Annotated in this window: 19 protein-coding genes; 2 read left to right on the top strand and 17 right to left on the bottom strand. The window is 38.7% G+C overall.

Annotated features, from left to right (window positions below; genetic code table 11):
* The 8 genes from panB to EPL02_RS03125 form a co-directional block, all read right to left on the bottom strand.
* Nucleotides 1-834, bottom strand: coding sequence for a 3-methyl-2-oxobutanoate hydroxymethyltransferase (panB, locus tag EPL02_RS03090; RefSeq protein ID WP_094911505.1), 834 nt, complete (start codon nt 832-834; stop codon nt 1-3).
* A 273-nt stretch (nt 835-1107) separates the two neighbouring features.
* Nucleotides 1108-2094 carry a biotin--[acetyl-CoA-carboxylase] ligase gene (locus EPL02_RS03095; RefSeq protein ID WP_131886955.1) on the bottom strand — a complete coding sequence of 329 codons (987 nt, stop codon included), beginning with the start codon at nt 2092-2094 and terminating at the stop codon, nt 1108-1110.
* Entirely contained in the window at nt 2064-3269 is a 1206-nt protein-coding gene (locus tag EPL02_RS03100; RefSeq protein ID WP_094911507.1) for a CCA tRNA nucleotidyltransferase, read from the bottom strand. Before EPL02_RS03100 ends, EPL02_RS03095 begins: the two co-directional genes overlap by 31 nt.
* Nucleotides 3270-3284: 15 nt before the next feature.
* Complete coding sequence (bshA, locus tag EPL02_RS03105) at nt 3285-4412, bottom strand: N-acetyl-alpha-D-glucosaminyl L-malate synthase BshA (RefSeq protein ID WP_094911508.1); 1128 nt, start codon at nt 4410-4412, stop codon at nt 3285-3287.
* Nucleotides 4409-5119, bottom strand: a complete 711-nt coding sequence (bshB1, locus tag EPL02_RS03110; protein WP_256993356.1) for a bacillithiol biosynthesis deacetylase BshB1 — start codon at nt 5117-5119, stop codon at nt 4409-4411. The genes bshA and bshB1 overlap by 4 nt, the downstream gene beginning before the upstream one ends.
* Nucleotides 5120-5133: 14 nt before the next feature.
* Nucleotides 5134-5532 (bottom strand): methylglyoxal synthase, encoded by a 399-nt coding sequence (mgsA, locus tag EPL02_RS03115; RefSeq protein WP_094911510.1) that lies wholly within the window; start codon nt 5530-5532, stop codon nt 5134-5136.
* A gap of 12 nt (nt 5533-5544) precedes the next feature.
* A complete protein-coding gene (dapB, locus tag EPL02_RS03120) occupies nt 5545-6345 on the bottom strand; it encodes a 4-hydroxy-tetrahydrodipicolinate reductase (RefSeq protein WP_094911511.1) in 801 nt (266 codons plus the stop codon).
* Between the two features lies 1 nt (nt 6346).
* Nucleotides 6347-6688 (bottom strand): nucleotide pyrophosphohydrolase, encoded by a 342-nt coding sequence (locus EPL02_RS03125; protein ID WP_094911512.1) that lies wholly within the window; start codon nt 6686-6688, stop codon nt 6347-6349.
* Nucleotides 6689-6991: 303 nt separating this feature from the next.
* Here EPL02_RS03125 and EPL02_RS03130 point away from each other — a divergent pair, with 303 nt between their 5' ends.
* Entirely contained in the window at nt 6992-7861 is an 870-nt protein-coding gene (locus EPL02_RS03130) for a YitT family protein (protein WP_131886956.1), read from the top strand.
* A gap of 302 nt (nt 7862-8163) precedes the next feature.
* Here the strand turns inward: EPL02_RS03130 and EPL02_RS03135 are convergent, their stop codons facing one another.
* From EPL02_RS03135 to EPL02_RS03150, 4 genes are all read right to left on the bottom strand, one after another.
* Nucleotides 8164-8841 carry a zinc metallopeptidase gene (locus tag EPL02_RS03135; RefSeq protein ID WP_025907342.1) on the bottom strand — a complete coding sequence of 226 codons (678 nt, stop codon included), beginning with the start codon at nt 8839-8841 and terminating at the stop codon, nt 8164-8166.
* A 62-nt stretch (nt 8842-8903) separates the two neighbouring features.
* Complete coding sequence (locus EPL02_RS03140) at nt 8904-9671, bottom strand: sporulation protein YpjB (protein ID WP_094911514.1); 768 nt, start codon at nt 9669-9671, stop codon at nt 8904-8906.
* A gap of 68 nt (nt 9672-9739) precedes the next feature.
* Nucleotides 9740-10708 (bottom strand): CAP domain-containing protein, encoded by a 969-nt coding sequence (locus EPL02_RS03145; protein ID WP_286175182.1) that lies wholly within the window; start codon nt 10706-10708, stop codon nt 9740-9742.
* Nucleotides 10709-10907: 199 nt separating this feature from the next.
* Nucleotides 10908-11327 carry a CBS domain-containing protein gene (locus tag EPL02_RS03150; RefSeq protein ID WP_094911516.1) on the bottom strand — a complete coding sequence of 140 codons (420 nt, stop codon included), beginning with the start codon at nt 11325-11327 and terminating at the stop codon, nt 10908-10910.
* Between the two features lie 172 nt (nt 11328-11499).
* Here EPL02_RS03150 and EPL02_RS03155 point away from each other — a divergent pair, with 172 nt between their 5' ends.
* A complete protein-coding gene (locus EPL02_RS03155; protein WP_094911517.1) occupies nt 11500-11862 on the top strand; it encodes a YugN family protein in 363 nt (120 codons plus the stop codon).
* A 35-nt stretch (nt 11863-11897) separates the two neighbouring features.
* Here the strand turns inward: EPL02_RS03155 and ctaG are convergent, their stop codons facing one another.
* The 5 genes from ctaG to coxB form a co-directional block, all read right to left on the bottom strand.
* Nucleotides 11898-12824, bottom strand: a complete 927-nt coding sequence (gene ctaG, locus EPL02_RS03160) for a cytochrome c oxidase assembly factor CtaG (RefSeq protein WP_131886958.1) — start codon at nt 12822-12824, stop codon at nt 11898-11900.
* Nucleotides 12825-12899: 75 nt separating this feature from the next.
* Nucleotides 12900-13235: a cytochrome c oxidase subunit IVB gene (gene ctaF, locus EPL02_RS03165; RefSeq protein WP_094911519.1), complete on the bottom strand. Its 336-nt coding sequence runs from the start codon at nt 13233-13235 to the stop codon at nt 12900-12902.
* Between the two features lie 4 nt (nt 13236-13239).
* The gene (locus EPL02_RS03170; RefSeq protein WP_094911520.1) at nt 13240-13860 is read right to left on the bottom strand and encodes a cytochrome (ubi)quinol oxidase subunit III; all 621 of its coding nucleotides are present in this window, start codon (nt 13858-13860) and stop codon (nt 13240-13242) included.
* Nucleotides 13861-13862: 2 nt separating this feature from the next.
* A complete protein-coding gene (gene ctaD, locus EPL02_RS03175) occupies nt 13863-15725 on the bottom strand; it encodes a cytochrome c oxidase subunit I (protein ID WP_094911521.1) in 1863 nt (620 codons plus the stop codon).
* Between the two features lie 34 nt (nt 15726-15759).
* Entirely contained in the window at nt 15760-16815 is a 1056-nt protein-coding gene (gene coxB, locus EPL02_RS03180) for a cytochrome c oxidase subunit II (RefSeq protein WP_076513286.1), read from the bottom strand.
* Between the last annotated feature and the right edge of the window lie 433 nt (nt 16816-17248).

The raw sequence follows: 17248 nt of genomic DNA on the forward strand, positions 1-17248 counted from the left end.
TTACTTCCCTCCATATAGAGCCGTTAGCTGTTCATCGTTCATGCTAAATGTATGGCTCTCTTCCGGAAATTTTCCAACTTTAACATCGTGTACATACTGAGAAAGTCCTTTTTTTGCAACCTCTCCAATGTTACCAAATGGCTTAACGAATTTTGGAAAGCGCTCAACCCCATACGTCAACACATCATGATAGACAAGCACCTGACCATCCGTTTCTTTTCCTGCTCCAATACCAATGGTTGGAATGCTTAGCTTCTTCGAAATATCTTCTGCTACTTGTTTCGGTACACATTCTAAAACTACTGCTATTGCACCCGCTTGCTCACATTTCACGGCATCTTCAATTAGCTTTTTCGCTTCACTTGCTTCTTTACCTTGTACCTTGTACCCCCCCAGAACACCGACAGACTGTGGTGTTAAACCAAGATGAGCAATAACTGGAATCCCTGCTTGTGTTAATTCTGAAATCGTAAAAATAACATCGTCTGCGCCTTCTATCTTTAGAGCATGCGCCCCGCTTTCTTGCATAATTCGAGCTGCTTGTTTCATCGTTTCTTCTTTTGAAATATGATAAGACATAAAAGGCATATCCGTTACGATAAATGTATTAGGCGCTCCTCTTTTCACCGCTTTTGTATGATGAATCATGTCATCGACCGTCACTGGAATAGTTGAGTCATACCCTAATACAACCATTCCCAATGAATCTCCTACTAAAATCATGTCCACCTCTGATGCTTCCGCATATTTTGCAGACGGGTAGTCGTAAGCAGTAAGCATAACAATCGGTTCTTGTTGCTGTTTCATTTTTAAGAAATCAAGCTTCGTTTTCACAATAAATCTCCTCCTATACTAGAGGAGATGACAACGCAAAAAAACCTTCTTACACTTAAAAAGGAAGAAGGTTTTTGACAAAAGCAGTCTATAGCTAAACAGCGTGCTTAAGAGCACACGCTTGTCCTTATATATTGTCATCCCTCTGTCCTAGTCTTTTTTAGATCAAGGCAGTTCGTAAACGATAAATTATAAAAAAGAGTATCAGGTGAAGTTCTGTCGATACTACCCTGATACTCGTATTATAAAGAAATATTCTTACATTTTCTAGTTTTATTTCGAAGAGAGTTCAATATCAGCAGAATGAATATGATGAACCGTTCCATAATCATCCTCTAACAGCAGGACGCCATCGTTTGTAATCCCTTTTGCGTACCCTTCAATCGTTGCTTTCAAAGTGCGTGCAACAATCCGCTTTCCAATGCTAATAGAATAAGATTCCCATAAGTGCTTTACTAACCCAAAACCATTTTCTAAATAATCTTCATACAAAGATTCCATCTTTAAGAAAATCGCTTGCATAAGAGCTGCACGATTCACTTCTTTTTGCTCTTCAATTGATAAAGATGTCGCCAAGTGTTGAATATCAGAATCAAAATGTTCTAGCTTTTGATTCACATTGATTCCAATTCCAATAATAACAGAGTGAACTTGCTCAACATCAGCTTGCATCTCAGTTAAGATTCCTACTAGCTTTTTATTGTTCACTAAAATATCGTTTGGCCATTTTATATCGGGTAGTACATTTGTTATTTCTTGTATTGCTTGTACAATTGCTACGGCGGCTAATAGTGTCAGCTGTGGTGCATGCTGTGGTGGAATTGCAGGTCGCAAGATAATACTCATCCACACTCCCGTGTATTTTGGAGAGTACCATTTACGAGCCAAGCGACCTCGACCAGCTGTTTGCTCTTCCGCTACAACTACCGTTCCTTCGACAGCTCCTTCTTGAGCAAGACGATGTGCAATTTTTTGTGTTGACTCCACAGTTTCTTCATAGTAAAGATTTTGACCGATTTTTTTCGTTTGCAGACCAAGAAGCAGCTCATTTGTACTTACTTTATTAGGCTTAGTAACGATGCGATAACCTTTCTTTCGAACAGCTTCTAGTTCATAGCCTTCTTTTCGTAAGTCTTCAATATGTTTCCAAACTGCAGTTCTTGAACAGCCTAGCAAGTCGCTAATGCGCTGCCCAGATACATATTCACCTTCTGCGTTTGTAAACATCTCTAATAACGTTCTTCTAATATCTGTTTGCAAGACTGTACCCACTCCTTTATCGACCCTTTGCTATTTTGTAATTCACCATTCAACACTTTCTTCTCTATATCCTGTAACAAAGTTGAAAGCCATGGACCACCCTTACGATCTAGCCATGTCATAACATCTTGGCCCGTAATAGCAAGTTCCTTCATAGAGTGAATAGGAAGCTCTCGATAACGAGAAATAAGCAAAGTTGTATGAAGATAGTTAGTGCTTCTTACTAATTGCAGAACTCGGTTTACTCTTAGGGCAGACTCTTCTCCAAGTTGATACAATGTTTCTTTTGACCAACCATTTTCTAAGACGTCCTCAAGTCCACCAAGCTGAAGCTTCACGGCCTTTATTTGTCGATTAGCAAGCTTCCATTGACGTAAAAATGGATCAGGATCAACACCTAGCAAATAAAGGAGAAGTGTCCAGCATTCCGATATATCTTCAAGCATCATCCAGTCGTATTTACACAAGCGGCGAAAAGCTTCTTCACCAATATCTAATCCTGGCAAGTGCTCATATAATTTAGTGTCTGCTATGAGCGCAAGCGCTAAAGAAGGGCGTTTACCCAAAAGAAGCTTCTCAAACTCAATGGTAATTCTTTCAACTGATACGTGCTTCAATAGATCTCCATGCTCTGAAATAGCTCTCTTCGTTTTATCTGAAATAGAAAATGCTAGCTGACTAACAAACCGAACCGCTCTCATCATTCGCAGCGCGTCTTCGTGAAAACGTTCTTCTGGATTTCCTACCGTACGGATAAGCTGATTCCGCAAATCTTCTCTACCGTTAAACGGATCAATAATTTCACCTTTTTCATTCATAGCCATGGCGTTGATAGTAAAGTCACGACGTTTTAGATCTTCTACCAGTGATGAAATAAACTGAACGGATGCAGGACGCCTGAAATCTTCATATTCCCCTTCTGATCGAAAGGTAGTAACTTCATATTGCTCTCCTTCATGAAGCACCACAACGGTTCCATGCTCAATCCCCACATGAATTGTTTTTGAAAATAGACTCATAACATCGTCAGGAAGAGCAGATGTTGCAATATCTACATCACCTACTTTTCGCTGTAAGATCATATCTCGAACAGCACCACCAACAAAATAAGCTTCATGTCCAGCTTGCTGTAGTGTGTGAATAATAAATAATGGATGGATGAAAGGCTCTTTCATAATATCCTCCATTCCTTAACGTTGTACAAGATTGTAATAAAGCTGTTCATATTGATTTACAATCTCCGTTGAATGAAATTTTTGATTCACTGCCTGTAAAGCGCCTCTGCTTATTTGTTGATGAAGCTGTTGATTACTTAGCAGCTGAACGGCTTTATCTGCAGCTGTTTCAACGTCTCCTAATTCACAAATATAACCCGTTACGCCATCTTCAATAACCTCTGGGATTCCACCGATTCTTGTACCAATACAAGGTACTCCGCAAGCCATTGCTTCTAGTAACACAAGACCAAAGCTTTCTTTTTCAGAAAACAATAGCTTTAAATCACTAATTGAATAGAGTTCTGCTACGTTATCTTGCTTTCCTAAAAACAACACCGCACCCTCAAGTTCCAATTCTTTTACAAGCTGACTTACATTTCTCATATCTGGACCGTCTCCAACGAGCAACAGCTTAGAAGGAACACGTTCATGAATTCGTTTAAACGCGTGCACAACATCTTGCACTCTCTTAACTTGACGGAAATTTGAAACGTGAATAATGACCTTTTCATCTTCTAAAATTCCATAGTCCTGCTTTAAATTCCCTACATCTTTTCGATAATATTCTCGCTCATCAATAAAGTTATAAACTGTGCAAATATCTTTATCTGGACTAATGAGCTGGTTCGTTTGCTCAATTAACGCGTCAGATACGGCAGTCACACAATCAGATTTTTCAATGGCAAACTTAATTAGTTCTGTTAGCGATGCGTCTTCTCCAAGAACTGTAATATCTGTTCCATGAAGGGTTGTTACTATTTTTAGATTGGGTGACACCATTTGCTTAGCTAGAAACGCACACACCGCATGGGGAATGGCATAATGAGCATGAATTAAATCTAGTTCCTCACGCTGTGCAACTTCTGCCATCTTACTTGCTAGTGCCAAGTCATAAGGTGGATACTTAAATACCGAATACTGGTTCACTTCTACTTCATGGAAATAAATATTTGGGTACACCTTGTTTAAGCGAAAAGGCATACTTGATGAAATGAAGTGAATTTCGTGTCCTTTTTCTGCAAGGAGCTTTCCTAATTCAGTTGCAATGACGCCAGAGCCGCCAACTGAAGGATAACATGTGATACCAATTTTTAGTTTCATCTAACGCCACCTACTAGGTCATCATAAATAAGTAGGGGCTTCTTAGAAAGAAAACCTTCTGCATACTGAACGCCTACTTCTTTTCCAAACATGCGCTCGCGGCTTTCAACGGTTTCTATGTATCCGTTAACCAGCGGCGTCTCCACGCTTCCTTCCTGTTTGATAAACTGACTTTCATATGCTTGTAAGCTTTGTTTTTTCTTTTCGAATGTATTCGTTACATCAACAGCGAAGTCAGGTTTATGAAAACCATTAATCATATAAAAATACAGTCCATCCGTTCGATGAGCCCCCATGTTTTGTTCTGCCGTATAGTTACGAATTCCAGCTGAAAATACGGCTTCTTCGACTAGACGCGCGCAGTTTCCATGATCAGGATGACGATCATCAAAATAAGGAGCAAACACAAGTTTCGGCTGACATTTACGTATTACTGATACAATTTCTCTAATGTAGGATTGTTGTAAGAACAGTCCTCTATCCGGTAGCTGTAATTGAATTCGCTTGTGTACACCGAGAAGTTGTCCTGCCTTTTCAGCCTCTTGTTTGCGTAGCTCTACTGTTCCATTTGACGATAGTTCTGCTTCTGTCAAATCACAGATAACAACCTTTAAACCTTGCTCAGTCATCTTGGCGATGGTACCACCCATGCCGATTTCAACGTCATCAGCATGAGCTCCAAAAGCAAGAACATCTATTTTTTCAATCATTTTATTTCACCCTATTGTTTTAAAATTGAACGCCATTGTAAATCTCCTCGTTCTAAACCATGAATTAGAACCTCAGCTGTTCCCATATTGGTCGCAAGTGGAATAGCATATACATCACATAGGCGCATAAGTGCTGATACATCTGGCTCATGAGGTTGAGCTGTAAGCGGGTCACGAAAAAAAATAATCATATCCATTTTGTTCTGCGCAACAAGGGCACCAATTTCTTGGTCTCCACCTAATGGTCCAGATTGAAAACGATGAATGGCCAACCCAGTCGCTTCAGAAATTCGCATTCCCGTTGTGCCTGTTGCGAAAAGCTCATGTTCCTTTAAAATATGTTGGTAAGCAGTTGTAAATTGAACCATGTCATTTTTCTTTTTATCATGTGCAATTAATGCTATTTTCATATATGCCTCTCCTTATTCAATGATATTTTCCAGACCATATACAAGCGTATCAACATTTATTACTGCTTCAACTGCAAGCTTTACACCGGACATGAAGGATGCACGATTATACGAATCATGACGAATCTTTAGTCCTTGTCCAAAACCGCCAAATAGTACTTCCTGGTGAGCAATTAACCCAGGTAAGCGTACGCTATGAAGGTGGATCCCATCATACGTAGCTCCTCTTGCCCCCGCTAAAATTTCTTTTTCTTCTGGGTGACCTTGCTGTTTCGTTTCACGAACTTCGCTGATAAGCTCTGCTGTTTTTAACCCTGTTCCAGAAGGTGCATCTAGCTTCTGATCATGGTGAAGCTCAATAATTTCAACATCGTCAAAATATTTTGCCGCCATTTGAGAGAACTTCATCATTAAGATAGCACCGATTGCAAAGTTTGGAGCAATGATACAGCCGATTCCTTTTTCCTCTGCTAATTCTTTTAATTCCGCTAAATCAGTTTCCGAAAAACCTGTTGTTCCGACTACTGGACGGATGCCGTATTCTAACGCTTTTTTCGTATGTACTCTTCCAATTTCAGGCGTTGTTAAATCAACTAATACATCAGCTTCAACAGCTTGAAAGCATTTTTCAATATCTGTAAAGATAGGAGCCTGAACATTTGGCATTCCTTCTACTTCACTAATTAACTTCCCTTCATGAACGCGATCAACTGCAGCTACTAATTCAAATGCTTCCGTCTCTTGAATTAATGTCACAGCTTCTTTTCCCATTCTCCCACGAGGACCTGCAAGTATAATTCGAATTTTTTTCATGTTAATTCTCTCCTTGTTCATCAATTTTTGTCCAACGATCTTTATCACGCGTATTAAATTTCTCCATAACGCGATTATGTGCTTCTTCTAAATCGATATTTAGCGAATTGGCAAAGCAAATTAATACAAATAAAATATCGCCCATTTCCTCTTCAACTGTCCGCTCTGCTTCCGTTGTCTTTTTAGGTTTTTCTCCGTAATAATGATTAATTTCACGCGATAACTCTCCAACTTCTTCAGTCATACGAGCCAGCATCGCCAAAGGGCTAAAGTAGCCTTCTTTAAACTGTCCAATATATTGATCAACTTCAGCCTGCATTTCCTTCATTGATTTGTCCGTCATATGTATTCACCTCTTTACCTTCTATGCCTGTCTCATTAAATAATAGATATTTAACTTTTCATTTTTTGTACATTCAACTTCATATTATAACATCTCTTTCCTAAATTTCTTAATAGAAAAGTTTGATTAACAAACATTATAAATGAATAAAGCTGTTCTCTTTAACCGTGCATGATTAAATCTTTAAACGTGTATGATACAAACAAAGCGCTCTGGACGGTTCATTTGGATGATGACACTTCTCTTATTCATCTAGTATGATAGGAAAGAATAGACTCATGTTTATAAAAGGAGGTTTTTATTGTGAAAGGACTAAGGTTTAAGAATATCTTTTTTATTTTGTTAGGTTCAGCTATTTTTGGGTTTGGACTTGTGAATTTCAACATGCAAAACAACCTGGCAGAGGGAGGGTTTACTGGTATTACACTGCTTTTATACTTTTTATTTAACATCGACCCTTCCTATTCAAACTTAGTGCTTAACATTCCACTATTTTTTGTTGGATGGAAGCTGTTAGGACGAACTTCATTTTACTACACTATACTCGGAGTTATTAGTCTTTCTGTGTTCTTATGGGTTTTTCAACGGTTTCCAGTCGATATGCCTTTAAAAGATGACATGACGCTTGCTGCTTTATTTGCGGGTGTATTTATTGGAGTTGGCCTTGGGATTATTTTTAGATACGGAGGCACAACGGGTGGAGTTGATATTATCGCTCGTCTCGTTCAGAAATATATTGGATGGAACATGGGCAAAACAATGTTTTTATTCGACTTTCTTGTTATTATTACTTCCCTTATTTATTACTTGACTTATACAGAGGCAATGTATACACTCGTAGCCGTATTTGTCGCTGCTAAAGTTATTGATTTTATTCAAGACGGCGCTTACGCTGCAAAAGGAGCAACCATTATCTCTACTCATAACGAAAAGATTTCAGCAAAAATCATGCAAGAAATGGAGCGTGGAGTGACGATTTTAAAAGGCCAAGGATCTTACTCTAAACAAGAAACTAACGTATTGTACTGTGTCGTAAGTAAAAATGAAATCTTTCGATTAAAACAGGTCATCACTTCTGTTGATCCATATGCGTTTGTAGCGGTGAGTGACGTTCACGATGTACTAGGTGAAGGCTTCACATTAGATGAAAATAAAAAACCTTTAGAACGTTAAGTTATACATACAAAGAGACTGTACATAACTAAATGCTCCTTTCTCAGGAGAGGACTTATAACGTTTCTACAATAGTTTAATTATAAGAACAGGCTTGTTTCATTGTGCTGCAGACACCCCAGTGCAGGGGTGTCTCAGCCTTTCCTCCTTATCACGCAGGAGTCGAGTATCCTGCCTTCATTCCTCTCTCTTTTAATTATCTTGCAAAATCAATAAAAAATATCCGAGCTATCGAAAGTAATTAACTCCCGATAATTCGGATATCTCATTGACTGAAATACTTCTGTTCAGCCTTATTTCAATTAATCTTCATTGTTCATTCCTGTGTAAATTAAGATTAAACGCACAAGCTCTAGTACTGCAACCGCTGCTGCTGCAACGTATGTTAAAGCCGCTGCGTTTAGTACTTTTCGCGTCTCACGCTCTTCGTCATTGCGAATCACACCGCTTGATACGAGTAGGTTCATCGCACGATTTGAGGCGTTAAACTCAACTGGAAGCGTTACAACCTGGAATAAAACAGCTGCTGCCATAAATACAATACCTAGCAGTAGTAGGCCGCTCATCTGAGCAAAAATTCCAATCATAATTAAAATCCATGAAAAATTTGACCCGATGTTCGCTACCGGTACTAGGGCATGACGCATGCGTAAAAACGAATAGTTTTCATCGTCTTGAATTGCGTGCCCTACTTCGTGGGCTGCTACCGCTGCGCCTGCCACGGATGTTCCGAAGTAGTTATCTTCAGATAATCGTACTACTTTTGAACGTGGATCATAGTGGTCAGACAACACGCCGCGAACTGGCTCAACTTGAACGTTGTACAAGCCGTTTTCGTCCAAGATACGTCGTGCCACTTCAGCACCTGTCATTCCAGAAGAACTGCTTACTTTTGAATATTTTTTATAAGCACTTTTCACTTTAAACTGTGCCCAAATCGGCACTAAAATAATGATGAGAAAATAAACCAAAAACCCCATCTGCACACTCCTTTACTTGTATGGTTGGTACATTTTCATTTTAGACAATTCGAATATGTCCGTCAATCATTTCGCTCTGGCGCAGCTTTTTGAACACGCTCTGCTCGATACTTACGAAAACCAACATACGATAAAGTAAATACAATAATACTTCCTGTCGTAATCATCACCCATATAAGTGACGGATCTACCTTATCTTCTTTTAAGTGTTCAAACAAAGACTGAAAATCTTCTTCTGCTGCTACTAATTCTTGTGAAGACATCACCATTGCATCATCTTGCTTTAAATCTTCGATATGCTGTTCAACACGTTTAATATCCTTATCATCGACATCTACTTGAACACTTGGAGAAATCAGTTCATAGGCTTGCAGTAAACTTTGAAGCTCTTCTTGATACTGCCCATCTTCACCTTTTGATATACTCATTTTCATATCTTGAAACGTGGTAATAACTTCTTTTTCCATTTCTGTCCAGAGGGGTTGATACTCACTTGATAAAGCATCTACTAGTAACCGAAACTGTAATGTTGTACTTACAGGGTTACTGTTTTCATCCCCTAGTGCTCTCTCAACATTTTGAGCCGTTACGACCAGCACTTGATATTCTTTGGCGGATAAATCTAAATCATGTATATTTACGCTAGAAACTTCATGTGAAAATTCTTTCACTAAATTACGCGCTTCATCATATTTTTCTTGCTGAGCAAGGTCTAATGTTTCATCAGCAAGTTCATTTAACTTATCCCAAGTTTGCTGTGTAGCCGCATTAACTGATGTTGTTAATAGTAAAAAAATAAGCATGGCGATGACAGATATTTTCTTGTTCATTCTTGTCCCTCCTCTAGCTTCTATTAGAAACTTATGAGGAATAGGACAAGAGTAGACCTATTAAATCCCTACTTCAAAGGTGTAATAAAGTTTTGCGTATAAAACTTTTCATACACGCCAACACCAAGATGAGTAAAATCATTATTTAAAAGCGCCTTACGGTGACCTTCACTATTTAACCAACCTTCAACCGCAGCTGGACCATCCGTATAGTTAGATGCAATGTTTTCACCAGCCATCCGATACAAAACGTCTCCTTTTTGCAGACGATTTCCTAAATCACCTTGAACTGGAGACTCATGAGCGAAATATTTTAAATCACTCATTTCTTTACTGTGTAAATAAGCTACTTTCGCCGTGTCTTCATCCCATGATAACGAATCTTTTCCATGGCGCTTTCTAATCACATTCGTTAAGTCGATAATTTGCTGGGAAGCTCCCTCTTCAATCTCTTTCCACTCTTCTGGAGAAAGTGATGGTGCTTCAGGCAGGCTCCCTCTATACATTACTTCATACGGCTTTTGCTTCACTAAAGTTTCACTATCCATCACGCGGATACTTGATAACGTATTTAAAAATTGATCAAAATAAAGCTGAATATATACATCATTGTACCTTACTAATGGGCGCATTTTTAAATCTTCATCATTCAGTTGAAATTGATAGGAATTAAGCCCTTCTCTTAACTCAACTTCTCGCTCGATTTCAACAGCTTTGTCTACTTCAGATCGAGATTGACCAATTATAAATGGTGCGGTATTTACACTTTGACCAATAGAATATACGCTTACTACTCGATCGCCATCAACTCCTACTTGCATATAGGAGTTAGTGTCGCTTTTATATATCCACCAATCATAGTCATAGGCCGAAGGATCAACACGCATTGGTTCACCATACATGCCCATAACCTGTTCAGGGTGTAAGCCAATTAAATCAATGACGTTTTCCCCTTCTATTTCCGGTGCAGCTGTTTCAACTGCACGATTATTTTTAGTCTCATTATTTGAAACTTCTTCTTGTACTGATTCATTCACATACTGCTCCAATAAAGGGATATATTCATCAGCGTATACAAATGCAACGATTAACACGAGAACAAATATAATTTTTTTCAGCGTCAGTTCCTCTCCTTACCTTTTCAAGGGTTTGTAAAGCTATTATACATGTATTGACGTAAAAATAGCTAATAAAAAAAGCTATCAGCACCCATTGATGCCGACAGCTTTTCTTTAATTAATGAAGTTGATTGGAAATACGAGAAAGAGCTTGACCTGCTTGTTCATCTGTAAAGCGATACGTCGATAAATCTCCTAAAGCGACAACGCCAATCAGCTTGTTTCCTTCTACAACTGGAAGTCTTCTAATTTGGTGATTAGCCATAATTTTCACAGCTTCTTCTACCGTTGATTCGCTGGATACGGTTACTAGCTTATCACTCATGACGTCAGTTACTTTACTGGAATTCGGTTTCTTTTCAGCGATGCCTCGAATAACCAAGTCTCGATCAGTTATTAACCCAATTAATCGATCTTGATCAACAATTGGAATACTACCAACGTTTAACTCTTTCATCTTTAAAGCAACTTCATATACATTATCTAACGTCGTACATGTTTCAACGTCTGTTGTCATTACGTCACGAACATATTTCATTGACTCTCCTCCTTTACATTCAACGTTAGTTTGACCGTTTTCCCCGAAAACTTTCACTTCATTTAAGATTTCCTGGTCTTTTTAACTGAAAATTCGGATAAGCATTGCAAGTTTTATCCAATCATACTATGATGAAAATGGGAGAAACATTTGGTTTAAAGGGGGAAATGGAATGAAATTAGAAGATGTGGATTTTACTGATGTAAAAGTTGATTTAGAGCATGCTGATGAAATTATGAGCAGATTTGGACTAGTACGAGCTGGACAGTGGGACTACGAGCGGGTAACGTATGATCGAAAGTTTGAAATTCAGCACCATACCTTTTATTTGCGCGTACAAGGTTATGCTGCTGAAGGAGATATTGGCGGCAGGCATGCGTTAATTCAATTTATGACGCCATTGCTTGGTAAACACTATTATCCGCACGGCGTAGAGTATGGAGAAGGAGAAAACTTTCCTTCTACGCTAGTTGATCAATGTAAGCGAATTTTAAGCCAGATTCATTCTGAACTCCAAAGCGTTCAAGCTTCCTAATAAAAAGAGTGCTTACAACACTGTAAGCACTCTTTTTATTGAGAAGAAATCGGAGATGAAGTATCATAACCTGCTTCGAGTTCCATTTCCTGCTTCTTATCTTTTTCACGCTCTTTCTTTGCCCACCTAAAAAAGGTATAACCAAGAATGATACCATATACAATTTCTTGAATAATTTTCATGATGACACCACCAAGCTGCTGATCTTCTACCGGAGGCAATACGTTAAACATTTCTGGAGCTAATGCACCCATTGCTTGAATAACGTCTGGTGATACACAAAGTGCTAAAGCATTCACCCATGCCTGTGAGTCCGTATATGTTGCATACAGCGACGTATCAGCAAATATAATTAACGCACAAGCAGGAGTTAATAACATTCCATCAGCAAAAATGTAACCAATTTTTTTCACGCCATTTAATGTCTGATACTCCTCTAGCTTGTTTAAAAGTGGCCACCACATGCAAAAAGAAGCTATAAATAGCAATATGCTAATAATTGCGTGAAGTGTCATATCCGTCTTCACAGTGTCAAAAATAAGCGGGATATGATAAAGGGAAAATAATCCGTTAAAGACCAGCAAAGCAATGAGTGGCTTTGTCAAAAAGCGAAACACTGGCTTAAGACCTTTTTGGTGAACTATTAATCGCGCCATCCATGGCGGTGTTCCAAGGATAAGTAAAGGTGGAATAGCTAAATAAACCAATGCCATTTGAGCCATATGTGCACTAAACATCAAGTGCCCTAGTAAGTCTAACGGACCGCCTTTACATATGTATAGCAGCGCCATTCCAGATATAAAAAACGCTTTTGTTTTGCAATCAACTTCTTTACTTCCTTCAACCTTATATCGATACGGACCTGTGAACAGCAAATAAACAACTGTAACCGCACAAATAACCAAGAAGAAATACGGACTCCATAGCGCTTCGAATCCAAACATTCTTAAATTATTAATCACAATCCGTCCCTCCTTTACTTAGTTGCCAATCGTACATGCTTGAAAAGAGCTAGCAAGCGCTAGCTCTTCTTTAACTTACCACCAAATAATTGTAACAAATGCCCAAACTGTTATAAGTGCTACAAGCACTCCTGAATATAGAAACATCGTTGGCACTTCATGTCCTTTATGATTCATATGCATAAAGTAATAAAGCTGAAAGATAACTTGCACAACTGCTAACAAAATAATAACTGGTACGGTAAACCACCCGGTAAAACTATCGCTCCATACTGCAAAAAAAGCTACGAGCGTAAGGAAAATCATTAACGCAAACGAGATTAACTGCATTCGCATATCTTCAGCGTTTTTCTTCTTACGATACTGTAAGTCTACCTTTGGGTTACCTGTGTCAGAATGATTTGTTGCCATCTCTTCATCCCACCATTCCCATTAAGTATACAACTGTAAAAATAAACACCCATACAACATCAATGAAATGCCAGTATAAGCTTGCTACATAAAACTTTGGCGCGTTGTATAAATTCAAGCCTCGTTTTGAATTACGGATAAGTAATGAACCAATCCACAATAGTCCAAACGTTACGTGAGCTCCATGTGTTCCTACTAAAGCATAAAATGCAGATCCAAACGCACTACTCGTAAACGTATGGCCTTCATGAACATAATGCTTAAACTCATAAATCTCTAATAGTAAGAATGCTAACCCCAACAGCCAAGTAATCCACATCCAGAGCTGCATTTTCTTATAATTAAAGTTTTTCATATGATACATTGCATATACGCTTGTTAATGAACTTGTTAATAAAATCATTGTGGCAATAAATACAAGCGTAATATCAAATAACTCTTCTGCTTTTGGACCTGTATGCGTTGAATTTCTTAACGCTAAGTAAGTTGCAAAAAGCGAAGCAAAAAGTACTGTTTCTCCCCCAAGAAAAAGCCAAAATCCTATGAACTTATTTTTCCCTTCAAGGGTTGATTTCTCAGGCGAATCTGGAAAAGTTTCAGGCGTTAACTTTTGTTCTGCTTCCATCTTTATTTCGCCTCCTCATCAAGCAAGTCTTCTTTATGAATATGATAGCCATGATCATCAATCCATGAACGGAAGAACATGGAGATAAAGGTGATCACTAATCCGATAATTCCGACTAAGTCTCCCCAACCATAGTCGTTACGGAACAAGAAGCCAAATGCTGAAACAAACAAACCAAAGGAGATAATAAATGGAATGATTGATGAGTTTGGCATATGAATATCACCAAGCGGCTCAGCCGGTGTAATACCGTCTTTGTTTCCAGCACGTTTTTCTAACCAGAAAGTGTCTAATCCACGGACAAGCGGAGTTTGTTTAAAGTTGTATTCTGGTGGCGGAGATGAAATTGCCCACTCCAACGTACGCCCTTCCCCCCATGCATCACCTTTTGCTTTTGGTCCGTTAATGCTTGTTTTGATTACGTTAATAATTAATACAATTGTCGCCACTGCCATAAAGATTGCTCCAGCTGAACTGATTGCATTTCCAAGGTCTAAGCCCTGTCCTGGTAAAAATGTTGCTACACGACGAGGCATACCCATTAAACCTAAGAAATGTTGAATAAAGAACGTTAAGTGGAATCCAATAAAGAATAACCAAAACGTAATTTTACTAAGCGTTTCATTCAGCATACGACCAAACATTTTTGGCCACCAAAACGTTACTCCTGCAAAGAGAGCATACACAACTCCCCCTACAATAACATAGTGAAAGTGAGCAACGACGAAATACGTGTCATGGAACTGATAGTCCGCTGGTGCCGCGGCAAGCATAACACCCGTCACACCACCAATAACGAATGATGGAATAAACGCTACAGAGTACAGCATCGGTGATGTAAATTCAATGCTTCCTCCCCAAAGCGTAAACAGCCAGTTAAAAATCTTAATTCCTGTTGGTACAGCGATCGCCATCGTCGCTACTGCGAAGATTGCGTTTGCAATTGGCCCAAGGCCCGTCGTGAACATATGGTGAGCCCAAACCATGAATCCTAAAAACCCAATTAGCACTGTTGCAAACACCATAGAAGAGTATCCGAACAGTCTCTTTCTAGCAAACGTTGGTAAAATCTCAGAGAAAACTCCAAATGCTGGTAAGATTAATATGTATACTTCTGGATGTCCGAAAATCCAAAATAAATGTTCCCAAATAATCGTGTTTCCACCCATCGTTGGATCAAAGAAATTCCCACCAAACAAGCGATCAAAAATCATTAAAAATAATCCAACCGTTAAAGCAGGAAATGCAAATAAAATAAGTGCTGATGCCACAAATGTAGTCCATGTAAACAGCGGCATTCTCATGTAAGTCATACCAGGTGCTCTCATGTTAATGATTGTAACAAGAAAGTTAATACCTGCAATCAGCGTTCCGGCACCGGAAATTTGTAGACCTAATGCGTAAAAATCAATTCCGTGCGTAGGCGATGCCAGCGATAGTGAAGCGTATGATGTCCAGCCTGCATCAGGTGCTCCACCTCCTATAAACCAGCTTAAGTTTAGAAACAATCCACCAAAAGCAAATAGCCAAAAGCCAAGTGCATTTAAAAATGGAAATGCTACGTCACGAGCGCCGATTTGAAGCGGTACAACTGCATTCATTAGCGCAAATAACAACGGCATGGCTGCTAAGAAAATCATTGTTGTACCGTGCATTGTTAAGATTTCATTATATGTTCCCATTGCGACAAAGTTATTTTCAGGAACAGCCAGTTGAATTCGAATAAAAAGTGCTTCAATTCCTCCAACTATGAAGAAAAAACCTCCCGCAATTAAATACAAAATGGCGATTTTCTTATGGTCAACGGTTGTTAAATAGTCCCATATCGTCGCCCCTATACCCCTTTTTTGAGTGAGCGTACTCATAGCTAGACCTCCCCTTTTGAAAGCTAATTACCGTTTATTTTTCTTTCAGCTCCAATAAATACTCGGTTAGCTGATCGACTTGTTCATCTGTTAAGTCAGGATATGTATTGCTCATTTTGTTTCCTGGCTTAATTTCTTCAGGGTTTTTGAGCCATTGTTTTAAATTTTCTTCATTATGTTCTAAAACACCTGCAATACGCTCACGATCTGCAAATCCAGCTAGATTTGGAGCCTGACGCGCTTGTTCTGGTCGACCATCCTGCGCTTCAACAGCGTGACAGCCAATACAGCTTTCTGTAAAAATTTCTTCCCCTGCTTTTGCTGAAGCAGTCGATACGTCTGGTTTTACATCCTTAATATCGCTAACCCATGTATCAAACTCTTCACTTGGAAGAGCTTTAACTTTGAAGTCCATATAGGCGTGAGATGGACCACATAGCTCTGCACACTTCCCATAAAAAAGTCCGTTAGCGCTTTCAGCTTTTTCTGAATCAAACACAAGCCAAAACTTGTTCTCATTCTCTGTATTCGTGTCTACTTTTCCGCCCACTGAAGGAATCCAAAAGGAGTGTTTGACATCTGAGGCTTTCACGTTAAAATACACTTTTGTATCCGTTGGCACAACAAGATCTTGGGATGTAATAATTTTTTGGTTTGGATACTCAAACTCCCACCAATACAAGTTAGCTCTTACATTGACGACAATGGCGTCTTCCTTTTCCATTCCTTTCACATCAGCTAATTTAAACGTATCAGCTACTGTAGGAACTGCTAGGATAACAAGTAGAATAATAGGAATAACAGTCCAAAGAATTTCTAGCTTGTGGTTTCCTTCTACTTGTTTTGGAATCACATCTTCCTCACCTTTGCGGCGTTTAAAACGCACAACTACATACACAAAGATGATTGTAACAACAATAATTACAAGAACCATAATTGCTGTACTAAGCAGCATAAGTGAATACTGCTTTTCTGCCACTTCACCTGCAGGACGAAGCGTTGATAAAAAAGGCTCTCCGCAGCCAGCTAATAGCACGGCTACCAGACTAAACAACGATAAAACACGAAAGTTTAATCGCCATTTTCTCATAGCTTTTCCAACCTCTCTTTCATGGACGTGATTTTCTTATTTATAGCAGACAGCTGCCATAAATAAACTTTCTTCCTTCTATAATAAATTCTAGATTAGAAGAAATCCCCTGTATTTAAATTTTTATGTAGGACTACGGTGTCTAGGAGCTCGTTACGCAAAATAGATGATTTCTTAGCGGTCTCTTTAGGTAAGCATATGTTGTTGAAGCAGTGGTATGAAGAATCCGTTTACAGTTTTGACATCACAAAAATCATCCATTCACAAACATTTCACATTTGTTTCAGATTTCTGAAATCTTACAGCCTGATGTATGAACATGTAAAGATGTAAATCACTATATTTCTCCTGTTTATTAAAGCATATTTTGGAAAGTTTATGTGAAATTTTTTTGAAATAAATATGGATTTTTTTTGTCACCTTGTCTAAAACC

This window comes from Bacillus sp. CBEL-1 (assembly GCF_004348885.1).
Lineage (GTDB): Bacteria > Bacillota > Bacilli > Bacillales > Bacillaceae_H > Priestia > Priestia aryabhattai_A.